This window comes from Maritimibacter fusiformis (assembly GCF_008086115.1).
In the GTDB taxonomy this organism is placed as follows: Bacteria; Pseudomonadota; Alphaproteobacteria; order Rhodobacterales; family Rhodobacteraceae; genus Muriiphilus; species Muriiphilus fusiformis.
Window position 1 is genome coordinate 427,418 of the sequence record NZ_VSIY01000004.1, and the last position, 17,421, is coordinate 444,838.

15 protein-coding genes are annotated in these 17,421 nt (G+C 64.2%); 10 read left to right on the forward strand and 5 right to left on the reverse strand.

What is annotated here, in order from left to right:
- Positions 1 to 47: 47 nt before the first annotated feature.
- Positions 48 to 2,393, forward strand: a complete 2,346-nt coding sequence (locus FVF75_RS06160) for a choice-of-anchor F family protein (RefSeq protein ID WP_148377065.1) — start codon at positions 48 to 50, stop codon at positions 2,391 to 2,393.
- 426 nt (positions 2,394 to 2,819) lie between these two features.
- On the opposite strand, the gene FVF75_RS06165 is transcribed toward FVF75_RS06160, so the two are convergent.
- From FVF75_RS06165 to FVF75_RS06185, 5 genes are all read right to left on the reverse strand, one after another.
- Positions 2,820 to 3,497, reverse strand: coding sequence for a hypothetical protein (locus tag FVF75_RS06165; protein WP_148377066.1), 678 nt, complete (start codon positions 3,495 to 3,497; stop codon positions 2,820 to 2,822).
- 434 nt (positions 3,498 to 3,931) lie between these two features.
- Complete coding sequence (locus FVF75_RS06170; protein ID WP_148377067.1) at positions 3,932 to 6,508, reverse strand: AAA family ATPase; 2,577 nt, start codon at positions 6,506 to 6,508, stop codon at positions 3,932 to 3,934.
- 68 nt (positions 6,509 to 6,576) lie between these two features.
- The gene (locus FVF75_RS06175; protein ID WP_246138010.1) at positions 6,577 to 6,822 is read right to left on the reverse strand and encodes a helix-turn-helix transcriptional regulator; all 246 of its coding nucleotides are present in this window, start codon (positions 6,820 to 6,822) and stop codon (positions 6,577 to 6,579) included.
- Between the two features lie 60 nt (positions 6,823 to 6,882).
- The gene (locus tag FVF75_RS06180) at positions 6,883 to 7,629 is read right to left on the reverse strand and encodes a hypothetical protein (RefSeq protein WP_148377068.1); all 747 of its coding nucleotides are present in this window, start codon (positions 7,627 to 7,629) and stop codon (positions 6,883 to 6,885) included.
- Between the two features lies 1 nt (position 7,630).
- Complete coding sequence (locus FVF75_RS06185) at positions 7,631 to 8,959, reverse strand: tyrosine-type recombinase/integrase (RefSeq protein ID WP_148377069.1); 1,329 nt, start codon at positions 8,957 to 8,959, stop codon at positions 7,631 to 7,633.
- A gap of 883 nt (positions 8,960 to 9,842) precedes the next feature.
- Here FVF75_RS06185 and FVF75_RS06190 point away from each other — a divergent pair.
- From FVF75_RS06190 to FVF75_RS06230, 9 genes are all read left to right on the forward strand, one after another.
- Positions 9,843 to 10,349, forward strand: a complete 507-nt coding sequence (locus tag FVF75_RS06190; RefSeq protein ID WP_187392988.1) for a TRAP transporter small permease — start codon at positions 9,843 to 9,845, stop codon at positions 10,347 to 10,349.
- 42 nt (positions 10,350 to 10,391) lie between these two features.
- On the forward strand, positions 10,392 to 11,705 hold the full coding sequence (locus FVF75_RS06195) for a TRAP transporter large permease (RefSeq protein WP_246138011.1): 1,314 nt from the start codon (positions 10,392 to 10,394) through the stop codon (positions 11,703 to 11,705).
- 92 nt (positions 11,706 to 11,797) lie between these two features.
- Positions 11,798 to 12,574 carry an SDR family NAD(P)-dependent oxidoreductase gene (locus tag FVF75_RS06200; protein ID WP_148377071.1) on the forward strand — a complete coding sequence of 259 codons (777 nt, stop codon included), beginning with the start codon at positions 11,798 to 11,800 and terminating at the stop codon, positions 12,572 to 12,574.
- A gap of 3 nt (positions 12,575 to 12,577) precedes the next feature.
- On the forward strand, positions 12,578 to 13,732 hold the full coding sequence (locus tag FVF75_RS06205; RefSeq protein WP_148377072.1) for a thiolase domain-containing protein: 1,155 nt from the start codon (positions 12,578 to 12,580) through the stop codon (positions 13,730 to 13,732).
- A gap of 2 nt (positions 13,733 to 13,734) precedes the next feature.
- Positions 13,735 to 14,136, forward strand: coding sequence for a Zn-ribbon domain-containing OB-fold protein (locus FVF75_RS06210; RefSeq protein ID WP_148377073.1), 402 nt, complete (start codon positions 13,735 to 13,737; stop codon positions 14,134 to 14,136).
- A gap of 15 nt (positions 14,137 to 14,151) precedes the next feature.
- Positions 14,152 to 14,607, forward strand: coding sequence for a MaoC family dehydratase (locus FVF75_RS06215; RefSeq protein ID WP_148377074.1), 456 nt, complete (start codon positions 14,152 to 14,154; stop codon positions 14,605 to 14,607).
- A gap of 13 nt (positions 14,608 to 14,620) precedes the next feature.
- Positions 14,621 to 15,313: a TetR/AcrR family transcriptional regulator gene (locus FVF75_RS06220; protein WP_148377075.1), complete on the forward strand. Its 693-nt coding sequence runs from the start codon at positions 14,621 to 14,623 to the stop codon at positions 15,311 to 15,313.
- Complete coding sequence (locus FVF75_RS06225; protein WP_148377076.1) at positions 15,306 to 16,115, forward strand: enoyl-CoA hydratase/isomerase family protein; 810 nt, start codon at positions 15,306 to 15,308, stop codon at positions 16,113 to 16,115. Before FVF75_RS06220 ends, FVF75_RS06225 begins: the two co-directional genes overlap by 8 nt.
- Before the next feature lie 2 nt (positions 16,116 to 16,117).
- The gene (locus tag FVF75_RS06230; RefSeq protein ID WP_148377077.1) at positions 16,118 to 17,362 is read left to right on the forward strand and encodes a CaiB/BaiF CoA transferase family protein; all 1,245 of its coding nucleotides are present in this window, start codon (positions 16,118 to 16,120) and stop codon (positions 17,360 to 17,362) included.
- The last annotated feature ends 59 nt before the right edge of the window (positions 17,363 to 17,421 follow it).

The window sequence follows — 17,421 nt, forward strand, 5'->3', positions numbered from 1 at the left end:
GTTCTCCAAAGCAAACTGTTAGGCGTAAGGGCAACGGGGGTCACGTGATGGCCCTTCCTGGATGGGGAACGGATATGAAATCAAGATGTAATCTTCTCGCTTCGACTGCGCTGACTGTTTCGGTGGGCCTTGGCGTTAGTCCAGCCATAGCTGGCGAAATCACAAGCTTTGGAGGAGCGTTTGGCGACGGGATCATCTACATTGATGAAAGCGAAAACGTAGTCGCACCCGGGATGAAGCCGGTCACGGGCAGCCTGAACAACGACGATTTTACCTCGGGCAATGGGTTCTCGCCATCAGGCGTGGTCAACTGCCTGATGGCGAACAATGACAACACGTGCGCTTCGCCTCCCGGTACGGGAAAGCGCTGGAAGTCGTGGCTCGAAGGGCCGGGCGGCTTCGACATGCAGTTTCTGACCAGCTCTACGGGCGGCGTGACCGAGTATTTCAATTACGGCAAACTGACCAACTATAGTGGTGCCCGCGTTGCCGGCTTCAGCTTCCTGCTGGGGACGGGTGTCGGCGCCGACTTCACTCTGGTTGCTGCGGGCGGGGCCGACGGTGTGTCCTTCGACAATCTGGTGGCTGCGTCGACCAAAGCGGGGGAGTGGCCGACTGTTACATCTGGCGATCTGGAACAGAACCCGCTGCAGCGGTTCTTTTTTCCCGGCGGGCTGTTCGGGACTGGCGGGCAGGAAGGCATCGTCGGGTTCTTCAGCGCAGACAGCGCTGGTTTCGACGTGATCCCGAACGCGGACCTGAACCGGCTCGATACAGGGGTATTCTTTAACGCTGATCACATAGCACTGTTCGGGGAGGGCCTTCTGGACCGCAGCCGGTTGCCGGAAGGCGTGTTCTGGGACGATGACGGGAATCCGGATACCGAAGGGGCTGTCATCGCCTGGTACCATACCGGGGCAGGCGAATGGAGGTATGGCAACCTTCTTGACGATCCGGCGACACCGGAAGACGAAGAGCAGGATTTCCTTGACTCACTGGCGGCCGCTCTGGGCGTCACCGTTCCCGAACTGGCTCACACCGGCACACAGGGCGCTCCAGTGCCCGATGCCATCGTGGCCCTGATGGAATCCAAAGACGCGTTCGAGTTCGAGGGGATCGAGGACATTTCAAACCTCAACCTGAACTATTCGCTTGATGTCGGCGACATTGCCTTTGGCGAGTTTACCGTTCGGGTCAGCCCGCTCTTCTTCCCGATCGTAGCGGCGGCCGGGACCGATTATCAATTCGGGGTGGCCGCCACGCTCGATGCCGCGAACATCCCTTATCTCGGAGCGGATGCGGGTTACCTGACAACGATTGGCGAAATTCTGGCTCTGCCAACCGCGGCGGAGCAACACCAGGCGCTGGAACGCATCGGATACAGCTTCCTGGGCGCCCAACGTAATCTGGAATACGAGATGGGCACCCAGACCATCGGCAACGTGCTCTTCGGCTCTTCGCTTGCAAACGGAGAAGCGTATGGCGGTGCAGCAGCGGAGAACTTGTCGACAAAGAACGGTGCAGATATCCCGCCTAATGGGGCTGCCCGGTGGTCACTGGCAGGCGGCCTGGAAGGCTTTGCGAGCCTTTCCGGCTTCACGGGTTCAGTTGCCACATCACCCAACTCGATTGGGTATTCGTTCCAAGGCTTCAACGCAGTTGCGGGCGTCAGTGCAAATCTTTGGCCTGATTTCGAAGCTGGGGTCGCCATAAGCTATGGCGCGGCTGACGCGACGATCGACGATGGTCGGGGCAGCTTGGCCGCGCAAAACTTCGGTGGTGCGATCTTCGGTCGGGGCGAGTTCGACAATGGCCTTCGCCTGAGCGGTGTGGCCGGATACCAGTTTGGCGACATCGATAGCACTCGAAACATTGCTGCTGTGTCGATCAACTCGACCGCTTTCGGCAGCAACTCAGTCTCGGACCTCTTCGCCGCTGCCTCGGTCGAATGGATGATGGATCTTGGCGCGCTGTCGATCGGGCCGGCCGCCTCGGGAGAGTACCACCACATCACGACGGGTGGTTTCACCGAAACCGGTGCCGGCATCTACAATGTGACGATGGACGGGTTTACGAGCGACGTGTTCAACGGAAGCCTGACGATCAAGGGCAGCTACGATATACCGACCAGCAATGGCGGCATCGAGCTCTACGGTCATGCGGGTTATGCCGTTATGAGCAGCGGCGACCTCGCCGTGCCGTTCGGCTTTGGGCCGGTCCTGACCGGAACAACCTATGCCGACGGTGCGTCGTTCGGATATTTCGACGTCGGCGCTGGCGTAAAGGCGAACCTTGGCGACTTTGCAAATGTCGGTGTCGAGTATCGAGGTGCGCTGTTCAGCAATGACTATCGGCGTCACTCGTTCCGCGTCGGCTTGGAGATGACGTTCTAAAACCGTTACCTAGGTATAAATTGGATCGGGGCGTGGCGAACGTCCCGGTCCTGCTGTCACATGATGCGGTCACAATTAAGAGTTCTGAAAGATGTCGCGCCTCGTTTCGCTTCCCCACACTGACGTACCGCGTTAAACCCAATTTCCGAGACTATTATACCACGAGCAGTCACCTGTGACAGAGTGCACCGGGCGGCATTGTTGAAATCCGAATTGGTGACCTATCGGGCTGTCGAGGCAGGGACTCCGCGAAAAGGAGGATTGGCGTTGCAGTCCTCCAAAACCTGTAGAACCTCAGGTGACAAGATCAAAGGCGACTAAAACACTCAGACAAAAACCGCGCAGATTGGCGGCGCCACGGTTGGCGTTGGGTGGGGTTCGGTCGCCCAACGCCTTGTGCTCGCTATGATGCGCGCGGGCGCAGGATCACGAGGCCCGCGCCATAATGAGCCGCGCGATGGTCCTCATGGACTTGCAATGGAACGCGTGGGGTATGTGCCCACAGCCGCCGCGGGCCCAGGTCGTGTATGGGTTGAAGACAAACGCCCGGCGGGCCATCAGCTCGATGTAAGGGTCGTGCCCACCGGCCCAAGCGAGTGCCCTGGCTGCGCACCCGTCGCAGGCCACCTGATCCGCGTTCCCGACCAGCGGCCATTTCCCGTCCAGGGTTGCCCACGCCAGTTCCTTGGCGAAGGGGTTGCGCTGACCGGTGATCGGCATGACGACAACCAAGGCGACGTGCCACTCATAGAACGAACCCGGCACAAAGGCGCGCACCCCCAGGATCAGGGTCGGGTGCCGGTGCGGGGAATCGACAGCCCGCCGCAAGACCTTGCGCCAGGCAAAGAATGACGGGTTCTGCTCCAGGTAATCGCGCACGTCACCAACGTGGATGCCGTAATCTGCGCAAATCGCGTTCGTGCGCATGTCGCTATACGCAGGCTGGCTGAAGGGCAATTTCCTCCACCCTGCGGGGAGGCGGGGGAAGGTGTGGCAAATAATTGCAGCGGGGGTGTCAGGGTAAAGTAAGTTCACTTTCAGCTCCATGTTACTCTGTGATCCCTGCGCGACCTTGAAGTCTAAGGTCTCGCAATGCGTGAGCATGACGTTCTCCCTCCTTGGTGAGACTTTGGCGTGCACCACCTTGCAGCACCTTGACGGGCGCAGCGCGAGCGATGTGAGCGGATGTTGCGGGTTGTTGCTGCGGTCGCCCGGCACGGGGGGCAATGGCCTATTTTTCTGCACCACCACCACCACCCCCCTAGGGTAAACCGTGGTGGTGCAGCAGGGGGGCCGCCCTTCTAGGGGCGCCCCCCCATGCGGCTTTCTCCCGACCTTGCCACAAGCACCTTGCAGCACCTTTGCATCACGTTTGAGATCAAGGTGATGCAATCCACTGGAACAGCGCGCCCCCGTGCCGGAGATACATCCAGGTCCGAGTCCGCGCCCAGGGTGGCGTCCGCAACCACGTCCGGGCACACTAAAACCGCATCCGGGCATATGCTGAGGCAGGCCGGGGATAACCCGGCGCTCGATGCTCATGTTGCCTCCGGCGCGTTGTCCGCGGCCGAAGAGAAGTCAGGTTCCAAAAGCACCGCGGCGGTGCCAACCCGAATGCACGTGCGCCCCTGCCGGTGCTTGTCCTGCGCCGTGAACCGTTCCAGGCCCCCGTCTCGCAGCCAACTCCGAAGCATCGCCTTGACGCGGGCGCGTTCGGCCCGTTCGTCGTCAGCCAGGTCGGCGTCCTTTGCCTCCGGCGCACCAATGGAAAGCCCGAGCTTGTCCGCAATCAAGTAACCGATCCAATCTTTGGACTGCGGATCGGCGCGCGGCGGCATTCCAGCGTCGATAGCGGCCTTCACCGCGACCTGGACCACCGCGAGGTCGCAAACCGTTGCTCCGGCAGCGGTGGGCGGCGTCCACCGTTCGACGGTCTGCACGTCGTCCCCCTGCGGATAGGCCAGCGTGGCATTGCCGAGGTTGACTGACACCATTTGGAACCAGCGCGCATCCTCCGCCGGAGAGAGGTTGGCCTTGCCCGTCTCCACCCGGAAGTAACTCCGCCGCCGCTCCTGCGGGACGCCGAACGTCCCGGCCTCTTTGGCGCTCATGCGGACGATGTGCCTTTGCAGGCGCACCGCGTCCACCAGCGCGGACGCGCCACGCGAAGCACCCGCTCCGGCCATATCCATGTCCATCGCTGCGGACTTGGAGGTGTGATGCAACAGAACGATGGCCACGTCCGCGCGTTCGGCAATCTCGCGCAACGCATTGGCCAAGAGGTTGATCGCCTCGTTCGAGTTTTCGGGGAGCGTGTGCATCGCACCGAGCGGGTCGAGCACGAGCACGTCAATCCTGAGACGCTGGGCTTCCGTGACGAGCCAATCCACCACCCCCGGCACGATTTCCGGCCCCTCATGCCCCTGCCGGGCAAGTTGCAGCGGCATTTCGCGACCCGAGGTCAGGAAAAGCCGGCCACCAAGGTCGGCGTGCGAGACACTATGGTGTTCCATAGCCGCTGCGAGGCGCCGCTGCTGTTCTTCGGCTCCATCTTCGGCATTGTGGAAAAGAACCTTGAGCGGCCGAACAGGTTTTTCCCCGGGCAGCAATTCGCGCCCCGTCGCCATGGCAAGTGCTTCCAGCATCGCCAGCGCCGATTTCCCCGCGCCGCCGGGCGCTACGAGAAGGGAAAGAAACCCCCGGATCACACTCCGGCCATAGAGCCACTGACGGGGCGGGAGCGTGCCCGACTTGAAGGGCCGCACCGGGAGAAGGGGTGTCGACGACATGGCCTGGATGTTGACCGCCGCTTGCTGGGCAAAGGCGGCCGTGGCCGCCGCGTCCCTGACGAGAGCGTGCCCACCCGGGTTTACGCGGTTCAGGATCTGCATAACGGTGCCCCAGCCGGTGCCCGGATCGGTAATCCCATCCCAAGCCGCCGCGTCCTTGTCAGGGTCGCCGCCGCCCCAACGGGCGCACCAGTCCAGCCATTCAGCGCGCCCTTCGGCTTCAATGCCCCCTGCCGAACATGCGCCCTTGATAGCGAATGCGAGGCGCATCCAATCGTCACGATCATCAAACGGGCCGTCGTTTGGCATCTGCGCGAGCGCCAGGTGCAAAAGCTCCGCGCTGGGCGCGGCGGCCCCGGATTTGCGCTCTCCGCCACTACCGTAGTGGCTCGGCGAGCCAGAGGCACGGGGGCCACCTTGCGACGTAGCGCCAGACCTCCTGCCCGGTAGCGCCAAGTCTTCGGCGACGACCCACAGCGCCTCGCAAAGAGCTTGGACCTTGGGCGCTGGCCCCTCCACGAGCGGGGCGCCTCCCGTGCCGGGAACAGGGAGGGCCAGCGCCGCGATTGCTCCGCGCTTGCGTTTGATGGGGGTCGGTAGGTTCACCGTCCAGGGAAGCCTGGCGATACGAGGCAGGTCCGCCATGTTGTCGGCACCGATACGTGCCATAGCGGCCGCAAGCGAGGCGACGGACGCGGACAGGGCTTCGTCCGTGACCGGCTCCACGGCCAACCAGACGTGGAACCCGTTGCCGCTGGCGACGATCAGGCGCGGGTCGAGGTCTCTCAGCCTGTCCAAGGTCAGCGACCAGTCAGGGTCCGTTTCCGGGGCGCTGTGCCGGTCGAAATCCAGAACCACTGCACGACGCGCGACCACATCCTCGGTCTTTCCGGCGCGGCACCCCCCTGCCAGATCAGCACGGCGCGGATTGGCGCCGAAATAGAGGTTGCGCTGTCCGATGTGGGAGCGGATGAAGTCGGCCAACGCTTGGCGTTCGCCCGGCACGTCGAGACGCCCGCAATAGGCGGTTGCGCCACCCCCGGCAGGGTCAAGCGCACGAAGCTCAATCACATCATCGGGCTCAAACAGCGGCGCGATGGCGTCCAACGCCTTGTCAGGTGCCGTGCCGGACGCCAGCGCCGCACATACCTCCACCTGAAGTGCATCCCCCGAAAGGTACCCCACTGCGGTGCGGGCTTGCACAGAATTGGCGAGGTCGAGGGCGATCAGCCCCGCCTCCGCCGCTGCCTCGACAAGATTGAGAAACTCGTTGTCGGCATTGTCAGGTTGCGCCAGCACAGCGCTGTTGGTATGGTAATTCAACATTACTTTGCCTTTCAGAGCCGTTTCGCGTTGCACCGCGGGCGGCTCTTTTCATGTGTCGGGATGGGTTGTCAGGTGGCGGCGCGCGCTGCCTTGCGCCCCTCGATCCATTGCCGGACTTCGCTTTCGGGCCAGGCGGACAGACGACCAATTTTTACCGGCCGCGGAAAGCTGCACTCTTGCATCGCCAGATAGAGACCGGACCGGGAATACCCCGTGACCGCGAGAACGGCGGGAAGGCGCATGAGCGGGTCGGTGGATGCTGTTGGGGCAGTGTACATTTGATGATTTCCCAGAGCTTGATTTTCTGGGCTCATCTTGCACGTTGAGGGACGAGCGTTTTATGCGGGGGAAAGCACAATTTCACCGCATAAGCGTTATCGGGGACGGTAGGCCACCCGCCACAGTTCTTCGACTTTCTCGCGCGTCAACAGGTAGGTATCCACCCCCCTGCCGGTGCGTGCGGCTTCCTTGAGTTCAGCGCGCATTTCGCGAACGGTTGCCCTCTTCATGCCGGCAACATCGGTCTTCCAGTCTTCCCAGGTCCGGGCTTCAAGGTCGTCGGGGAACAGCTCCCGCCTGACCGCGTCTTCAGAGCGCCCTTCGACGGCGGCACGGACCATAACCGCAGTCACAAGCATCCTCTTGGCCGCACGGACCATCGCATGGTCCACGCCGCGGGCCGAGGTTCCCAAGTCCAGCAGATCGATATCGGTGCCTTTGCCGCCCGAAGCGACATTCAAGGCGACAGCGCGCCATGCCGCAGCGATGAAGCTCACTGGCAGGAGCTCCCCCGGGTGCGCGCCCAATCGGACCAACAGCGCGTTCAACAGAGCCCCCTGCCAGCGTCGCCAGAGGTCCACCGCATCGGCGTTCTTGGGCAAGTCCGCTGTGACCAGGCTAAGCGCTGCCGCTTCTTCGAGCGCCTCCGCTATGCCCCCTTCGGCGGCAAGCGAAGAAACAAAGCTCCAAAAGGCAGGCTCGTCCAACTGTCCGCCATGCGCTTGCGCGTCGTCCAGAAGCACGTCCAGCGCATCGTGCAAGTCCTGGCGGCTTGAGCCGCGTTTCCCCACGAGAATATCGGCCAGCACGTCCTGTCCGTCGTCCGTCATGTCGTCTGCCATGCTAGCGCCCCCTGCCGGAAGACATCGAGACCACGTTTAACGTATCAATCGACGCGTTCTCTCCGGCGCAATAGGACGCCCAGGCCTCCATCATCGGGCGGCGGCGCTCGACGGCGGACCCGCGCATGTAAGCGCGTTCGACGGCCGGCAATTGGTGCGCAAGCTGCTCCTCGATCAATTCCCGTGGGAATTCCGTCGCGGTCGCCGCCCAGCCCTTGAATGTTGCCCGCAGCCCGTGGACGGTGAATTCCTCGTAGCCCGCAAGGCGGCGCATGAACATCAAGGCCGCCATTTCCGACAGGTGACGTCCCTTGTCGTTGAGAAACACATAGCCTCCTGACCCGACCCGTGCCGACCCGTGCCGCTTGGCCTCGTCCAATATCGCCACCATTCGTTCGGTGATCGGCACGACATGGTCGCGGCGCATCTTCATCCGGGCGGCCGGGATCGACCACACCCGCTGATCAAGGTCGATCTCGTCCCAGACCGCAAACCGGGCCTCGCCCGTCCGGCACGCTGCGAGTGTGATCCATTCAAGCATGAGCGCGGTCACGCCACCCCCTTGCCGGGCCCGGATCACCGCCATCAAATCGGCCAGTTTCTCGTGCGGGATCGACGTGTGGTGTCCGTGCGTCAGCTTTTTCGGCGGCGCGAGCGTGTGATCAAATTGCGACCATGCGACCGGGTTGTCGCCACGAAACTGTCCATTCTGGATCGCGTGACTGAACAGCCGTTCGATACGCTCCCTGCTCCGTGACGCGGTGACGTTCTTTGTCTCCCAGATCGGCCGAAGTACCGACAAGACATCTTCACGGGTTATCTCGGCAAGGGGAATATCGCGCAGCTTCACCGCATGTGTGGCAAAGGTGGTCCTCCATTGCTGGATATGGGCGGCGTTGGAAAAGCGGGGCAGCATAGCGGGTAGGAAGTGCTCGTCCGCGTAGCGTCCGAATGTCATTTCCTGCGCCGTCCGCACCTGGGCCGCGTCCGCCGCTTTCTGCGCGGCCGCCTCCGCTTCCCGACGTGCGTCCTCAATCGGATCGCGTCCGGCGTCCACGGACGCGCGCAAAGGAGCCGCCTTCGCTCGGGCCGCGGCCAGTGTTATTGCCGGGAACGTTCCCAAGCCCATGTCCCGCTGCCTGGTGGCGCTGCCCTTGGCCGCCTGGCGCGCAATGAAGTCGGCGTCGTGCGAGGTGAAACGCAGTTTCCATTGCCCGCTGCCGGGGGTCTTGTCGGCCCGGTAGAACAGCCCGCCGCCATCGTTGAGGTTCGCGCCGGGACGGGCGGCCTTGATCTCGGTCGCGGTCAGGCGATGCAGGGTATTTGCCATTGCACTGTTCCTTTAGTGCTGGCTGCGCCGTTTGGAAGGCCGGGCAGCGATGTTCAATTTGAAGCCGCCGATGGTTTCGTCAAGCCGTATCGCCGCGGTGCAATCCGGCTCGTCCAATTTACCGACGAGTGCCGCACCAGCGTCAGACGCCAAGCAGGGCAACGGCGCTACTGGGGTGGAGGAAGGAGCGGGATCGGCAGTGGGCCCGCCCCCTGCCGGCGATGTGAGTTGATCGGGTTGCGTACCCATGACGAATTGGCTTTCTGAAGTTGGGGGAGATCGAAGAAATCCCAGCACTAATTCAGCACTAAAAATGAGGTGGCTGTCAATGGATGTTCTAGGACGCGGTGAGACAGTGTTTTGAAGAAATGATATATATCAGTTGCTTACGATGTGCCTGTTGGAACTCTATGGACGCAGAGAAACACCTGTTATGCGGACTTCGTCTCCGCCACCTATACTTTTCATCTATGCCGTCAGCGCCTGACACCCCTGTGGGCCAGCCGGAGCGGGACCGTTCCGCGACGGGAGGTCCTTGAGGTCCGGTCTTTGAGTTCTTCCGACGAATAACCGTCGATCTCATCATGGTCGGCGTGTCTCCGGCGCGCGATCCTGGCGTTGCGAGCCTGATGTTATGCGTGTCACGCACGGAATTTTCCGGGCCCGGACATTGCGCCCGACCCCGTATCGAGAACGCATGCTGGATTGATGCGCGCTGCGAGGCGGCGGGAATGACGGTGTTGTAGTCCGTTCGGACGAAGTGCGGCCAACCGAGTGGCGTAGCGTGAGGTCAGCTCACGCGCGCCCGGCGCGGCCCGACCGGGCGGACTCGGGCGGTGCGGCATGCGGACGGATGCGGGGAGGCATTGGGGTGCAGCGAAACATGGTTAGAATCGTAACTCTGGTCGAGAGATCCGGGCTGTATCTGGCGATGTTCCTCGCGTTTCTGATGGCGCTGCATGTCTCGGCCGAGATCATCGCGCGTCGCTTTTTCCACTACCCGATTCCCGGCACCATCGAAATCGTCTCGTATTTCTACATGGTCGCTGTGTCGTTTCTGCCGCTCGGCTATGCCCAGGCGGCGAACGAACATGTCAGCGCCGATGCCTTCGTCTCGGTCATTCCCCGCCGTCTGCGGCCCTATACCGACTGGCTGGGCAAGGCGCTGTCGGTGATCGTGTGCCTGGTGCTGCTCTGGGCGACGACGGAGATGGCGATCCAGCAGACCCGGCTGGGTGAGGCGGTGCAATCGTCCTATTTCGACATTCCGGTCTGGTGGACGCGCTGGCTGGTGCCGCTGGGCCTGTTGTCGATGGTTCTGGTGATGCTCGCCCAAATGTTCATTCCCAAGGCGATGCCGAGCCGGCACGAACCGCAGCCCGACCTTTGACCTTCATGCCCGCCCCCCATTCCTGTCAGCAGAGGTAGCCCCGTGGACGTTCAACTCGGCTTCATTTCGATCGGTGTCATGCTGTTCCTGCTGACATTGCGGATGCCCATCGGACTGGCCCTGATGGCGGTGTCGCTGGTCGGGCTCTATATCATGCGCGGGACCAACGTGATGATGGGCTCGGCGCGGATCGTGCCCTACGAATTCATCGCGCACTGGACGTTGTCGGCGATTCCGATGTTCCTGTTCATGGGCGCGATCGCCTCGAATGCCGGCATGGTCGGGCTGCTGTTCAAGGCGATCAAGCTATGGGTCGGCAAATTGCCCGGCGGCCTGGCGATCGCCACCAGTTTCGCGGGCGCCGGCTTTGCCGCCGTGTCCGGGTCGAGCGTTGCGACCACCGCCGCGATGGGGCGTATCGCGGTGCCGGAAATGCTGCGCGCCGGCTACAACCCGGGGCTGGCCACGGGCGTGGCGACGGCCGTGGGCACGGTGGGTGCCTTGATCCCGCCCAGCCTGATCATGATCTTCTACGCCACCTTCGCCGAAGTCTCGGTGGGCCGGATGCTGATGGCGGGTCTCGTGCCGGGGGTGCTGACCGCTGCGGCCTATGCGGCGCTGGTGCTGGTGCGCTGCAAGATCAACCCGGACCTGGCCCCGACGCCCAAGGACATCGCGTCGGTCAGGATGACCGAGAAACTGGCCGCCCTCGGCCCGGTCTGGCCGATCCCGGTGCTGGCGATGGGCATGATCGGCGCGATCTATGCCGGTTATGCCACCGTGACCGAAGCCGCCGCCGCCGGGGCGGTGATGACGCTGATCCTGGTAATGATCCAGCGGCGCCTCAACCTCGCCACCCTGACCCTGAGCCTGAAACAGACGGTGTCGACCACCGCCTCGGTTCTGCTGATCGCCATCGGCGCGTCGCTGATGACGCAGTTCCTGGCCTATACCGGAATGCCGTTCTACCTGTCCGGCATGGTGACCGAGTTCACCTCGAACCCCCTGACGATCATGGCGATGGCCTGCCTGCTTTACCTGGTGCTGGGCTGCTTTCTGGACCCGCTGGGAGTAATGCTGCTGACGCTGCCGATCCTGCTGCCGGTGATCAAGGACGCGCAGATCGACGAGATCTGGGCCGGTGTCATCTTCGTCAAGATGCTCGAGATCGGCCTCTTGACGCCGCCGATCGGCCTGAATGCCTTTGTCATGAAAGGCGCCGTGGGCGACCGGGTGTCGCTCGGCACGATCTTCAAGGGAACCTCGTGGTTCCTGATGGCCGAGGTGGTGATCATGGCGATCCTGCTGTTCTTCCCGAAGGTCTCGACCTGGCTGCCGTCGTTGATGATCGGCTAGAGGTCGGCGGGCCGGTAGTCGGTGTGATGTTGAATAGGATGAGTGAATAAAACGGCAACGGAATTGCGAATACATAGGGAGAGGAGGCCAGAATGAAGGACCGGTATTCTCTGACCGGGAAAAACATCATCGTGACCGGCGCGGGGCAGGGGATCGGGCGCAGGATCGCGGAATGTATACTCGAACTTGGCGGCGCCGTGACGGCAGTCGATATAAGGCCGGAGGGGCTTGAGGCGCTGGCGGCTGAAAACCCCGATGCCGAGCTGATGACCGTCACCCTGGATATCACCGACCCGGACGCCGTGGACACCATGGTCGCCGCCTCTGCCGACCGGTTCGGCGCGGTCGCGGGGCTCGTCAACAACGCCGCCATCGTCAAGCCCGCGATGATCCACAAGATGACCATGGACCAGTGGCGCGACGTGATCGACGTTGACCTGACCGGGGTATTTGTCTGCCTTCAGGCCGTGTCGAAACACTGGATCGCGCTGGACAAGGACGGCAAGGGGCAGGGCGGCGCCATCGTCAACATCGCCTCCGAGGCCGGGCGTTCCGGGGTGATCGGGCAGGTCAACTACAGCGCCGCCAAGGCCGGCCTCATCGGCATGACAGCCAGCAGCGCGCGCGAACTGGCGCGCTATGGCATCCGCGTCAACGCGGTGTCGTTCGGGGTGGTGGAAACCCCGATGACCGAACATCTGCTCAGCGACGAGACCCGCAAGCAGCGGGTCATGGCCACGGTCGCGCTGGGCCGGGTGGCAACGACCGACGAGGTCGCGCTGCCGGTCTGTTTCATGTTGTCGGACGCGGCCTCCTACGTCACCGGGCAGACGCTGGGCGCCAGTGGCGGCGCCTATATCAGTATCTAGATCATGGGAGCGCAAGCCTACATATCCGGGGTGTTCGAACATCCGACCCGCAAGGCCGAAGGGCTGTCGCTGGCCCAGCTTCACGCCGATTGCGCGGCGGGTGCACTGGCCGATGCGGGGTTGAAGAAAGGCGATGTCGACGGCTATTTCTGCGCATCGGACGCACCGGGGATCGGGCCGCTCAACATGGTCGACTATCTCGGGCTGGACGTGCGCCACGTCGATGCGACCGAGATCGGCGGCGCCTCGTATCTGCACCACATCACCCAGGCCCAGCAGGCCATCGCGGACAGCAAGTGCAACGTCGCGCTGATCACCGGCGCGGGGCGCCCGCGCGCCGGGGCCGCGACCTACTGGCTGCCGCAGTCCCCCGATGTGCCCGACCTTGGGTTCGAACAGCCCTATGGCCCGGCGACCGTGGCGCTCTATGCGCTGGCGGCGCAGCGGCATATGCACGAGTTCGGCACCACCTCCGAGCAACTGGCCTGGGTCAAGGTGGCCGCCTCGCATCACGCGCAACACAATCCACAGGCGATGCTGCGCGACGTGGTCACGGTCGAAGATGTTCTGGCCTCGCCGATGATCGCCGATCCGCTGCACAAGCTCGATTGCTGCGTGATCAGCGACGGCGGCGGCGCGATGATCGTGACCCGGCCCGAGATTGCACGGTCGCTGGGCAAGCCGCTGGTCAGGGTGCGGGGCAGCGGCATGGCGATCAAGGGGCAGGCGGGCGGCGATGTCGACCTGACGACCACCGGCGCGGTCAAGTCGGGGGCTGCGGCGTTCGACGAGGCGGGCGTGCGCCATGCCGATATCAAATACGCCTCGATCTACGACAGTTTCACCATCACCGTGGTCATGACGCTGGAGGATCTGGGGTTCTGCGCCAAGGGCAAGGGCGGGGCCTTCGTGATGGATGGCAACCTGATCTCGGGCGTCGGCAAGCTGCCGTTCAACACCGATGGCGGCGGGTTGTGTAACAACCACCCCGGCGGCAAGGGCGGGATGCCCAAGACCATCGAGGCGGTGCGCCAGTTGCGCGGCGAGGCCCATCCGGCGGTGCAGGTTCCCGGCTGCGACCTGGCGCTGGTGCATGGCACCGGCGGTTTCCTCGGGTCGCGCCATTCCAGCGCCACGCTGATCCTGGAGCGCGAATGACCATGACCAAGACCACACGCAAGATCCCCGCGCCGACGCCGCTCGAGGATTCCCGCGATTTCTGGGAAGGGGCGGCGCGCGGCGAGTTGATGCTCAAGCATTGCGAGGCCTGCGGGCGGGCGCATCACTACCCCCGCGCGCGCTGTCCGCATTGCTTTTCCGACCGGACCATGTGGCGGCAGGCCAGCGGGCGCGGGACGGTCTATTCCTGGACCATCATGCGCCGCGCGCCCCAGCCCTATACGCTGGCGTATGTCGAGCTGGACGAGGGGCCGCGGATGCTGACCAACCTTGTCGGCTTCGCCCCGGACGCCATCGAGATCGGCGCGGCGGTCGAGGTCGTGTTCGAACCGACCGAGGGCGGGCCGCCGGTGCCGATGTTCCGCCCCGCCGGGCATGACTGAAAAAAGGAGGCTGTTATGGTGACGATCATCGAGACACCGGGCGATTTCGCGGATTACGTCGGCAAGGAGCTGGGGGTCAGCGACTGGATGGTGATCGACCAGGCGCGGATCGACGCCTTTGCCGAACTGACCGGCGACAAGCAGTGGATTCACGTCGATCCCGAGCGCGCCAGGACCGAAATGCCCGGCGGCAAGACCATCGCGCATGGCTATCTGACGCTGTCGATGATGCCCCGCCTCGGGCCGCTGTTTCAGGTCGAGAAGAAAAGCCGGGCGCTGAACTACGGGCTGGACCGGCTGCGGTTCACCGGCGCGGTGCCGGCGGGGTCGCGGATCAGGCTGAAACAGGGCGTCAAGGCGGTCGAACCGGTCGAGGGTGGGCAGCGCGTGACGCTGGATTGCGTGATCGAGGTCGAGGGTCAGGACAAGCCGGCGCTGGTCGCAACCCAGATCGTCGCGTTCTACGACTAGACGGGGGCGGGCGATGAAACCCTATCAACCGACGAAAGAGGCCGAGGCACTGGGCGATGACCTGCCGCAGGACGGCCTTGGCCAGAAGGGCGCGACGACGCGCGGCAGGCTGATGGAGGCGGCGCGGCGGCTCTTGACCGAACGCTCGGCCATCGGGCTGACCTCGGCGGCCATCGCGCAGGGCGCGGGCGTGTCGGCGGCGAGTTTCTACAACTACTTCGTCAACGTCGAGGCGATCATCCATGCCCTGTGCCTCGAGGCCGGGGCCGAGACCGGGCCGATCCGCGACGCCATCGCGCCGCGCGACGGAGATGATCCCCGCGCCATCGCGGGCCGTTTCGTCGCCGCCTACAGCGCCCATTGGAGCCGCTTTCGCCCGGTCCTGTCGGTGCGCAACATGGAGGCCGAGCGCGGCAACATCGCCTTCCAGCTTCTGCGCCGCAGCTTTTTCCACGCGATGATCGACATCCTTCTGGATGCTGCCCTGGCCCTGCGACCTGCCGACGGGGACGGGGAAATCGAGGTGCGAAGCGGCCGCATCGCGGTGGCGGTGGCGGCGATCGAGCGGCTGGGACCGGCGGCGGGGCTGTATCTGGATGAACCCAACCCCTACCGGCGCTTTGCCCCCGATCTTCTGGCGGGCGCGCAGGTCGATCTGCTGGCGGCGGCACTTGGGGGCGACGTGATGGGAGGACGCGATGACTGACACCGCACCGGATGAGATCGTCGACGGTCTGGGCGAGCGGCGCGACGGCGCGACGGTGATACTGACGCTGACCAACCCGGAGCGGCGCAATGCCTTCTATCCCGAGATGCGGCGGCGCATGGTGGCGCGGCTGGGCGCGGCCCATGCCGATCCCGAGGTCCGCGCGGTGGTGCTGACCGGGGCCGGGGGGCATTTCTGCACCGGCGCCGATCTGTCGCGCATCAAGCCTTCCGCCACCCCGCCGACCACCTTGCAGACCCGCGAACTGATGAAGGAATCGCTGCAGGCCTTTCGCGCCATCGCCACCGGCAGCAAGCCGGTGATCGCGGCGGTCGAGGGGGACGCCTTCGGCGCGGGATGTTCGTTTGCGCTGGCCTGCGACTTCGTGGTGGCGGCGCGCGGCGCGCGCTTTGGGCTGACCTTTGCCAGGATGGGCCTGCTGCCCGACATGGGCATGATGCATTCGCTGTCCGAACGCGTCGGACGGGTGCGCGCGCGCCAGATGATGATGCTGGGCGAGGTCGTGGACGGGGCGGAGGCGGCCGGGATCGGGATCGCCGACAGACTGGCCGAGACCGGTGCTGCGCTGACCGATGCGCTGGCGCTGGCGGCCCGCATCGAGGACAGCGCGCCGCTGTCGGTGGCGATGATCAAGGCGGTGCTCGCCTCGGACCGGCGCGGCGTCGAGGCGATGATCGGAACCGAGCTTGACCTCGTGCCGGTGCTGGCCGCCAGCGCCGATTTCCGCGAGGGCATCGCGGCCTTCCGCGAGAAACGCAAACCACGGTTCACGGGGGGGTGACGATGGCAGACAGGCAGGGCGGCGCACTCGCCGGTATCCGCGTTCTCGACCTTGGCCGGGTGCTGGCCGCGCCCTGGGCGACGCAGCTTCTGGCCGACATGGGCGCCGAGGTGATCAAGGTCGAACGCCCCGGCACCGGCGATCTGTCGCGCAGTTACGGCACGGTGGCCGTGACGGACGCCGAGGGCAATCGGACGCGCGAAACCTCGTTCTGGGTCTGCGCCAACCGAAACAAGAAGTCGATCACCGTCGACCTGTCGAAACCCGAGGGCCAGGCGCTGATCCGCGATCTGGCCGCCGAATGCGATGTGCTGATGGAGAACTTCATCGCCGGAACCACCCGGCGGATGGGCATCGACTACGAGACCTTGCGCAAGATCAACCCGCGCCTCGTCTATTGCTCGCTCACCGGCTATGGGCAGGACGGGCCCTATGCTTCGCGCGGCGGCTACGACGCGGTGTTCCAGGCGCAGAGCGGGCTGATGAACATCACCGGCATCGAGGACGGCAAGCCCGGCGCCGGGCCGATGAAGACCGGGCCGAGCCTGATGGACGTGATGGCGGGCATGAACGCGGCGGTCGGCATCCTTGGCGCGCTGAGCTACCGCGACCGGGTGTCGGGCGAAGGGCAGTTCGTCGATGTGGCGATGCTGGACACCGCGATCGCCTGCCAGTCGCACGCGGTGGCGGAATACCTGATGAGCGGCAAGGTCCCGATGCGGCGCGGCAATGCCGGCAATGGCGGCGGGCCGGCCGAGGTTTTCGCCTGCGCCGACCGGCTGATCTATATCTCGGCGGGGAACGACTACAATTACGTCGATCTGTGCAAGGTGCTGGGGGTGCCGGACATGGGCACCGACCCCAAGTTCCTGACCCTGCGCGACCGCTGGGAGAACCGCGCCGAACTGACCGAGCGTCTGGCCGCCCGGATCGCCACCTGGAACGGCGACGACCTGCTGGCCGCCTTGGTCGAGGCGCGGGTGCCTGCCTCGCTGGTGATGGACTACGATGACGTGTTTTCCGACCCGCAGGTGGTGCATCGCGGCATCCGGGTCGAGATGGAACATCCGCTGGCGGCCAGCGGCACGGTGCCCGGCATCGCCTTTCCGGTGCGCTTGTCGGAAACGCCGGTCGAGGCCTATTCCCACCCGCCCCTGCTGGGCGAGCATTCAGAATATGTTTTGCGCGACATACTCGGAATGAACGATGCCTCGATTGAAAAACTGCGCGCGAATCAAGTCGTATGATTCGCGCGGCGTGAATTGGACAGGCTTTTGGCGCTGTTCACCCGGAGGCGAGGAGGCGT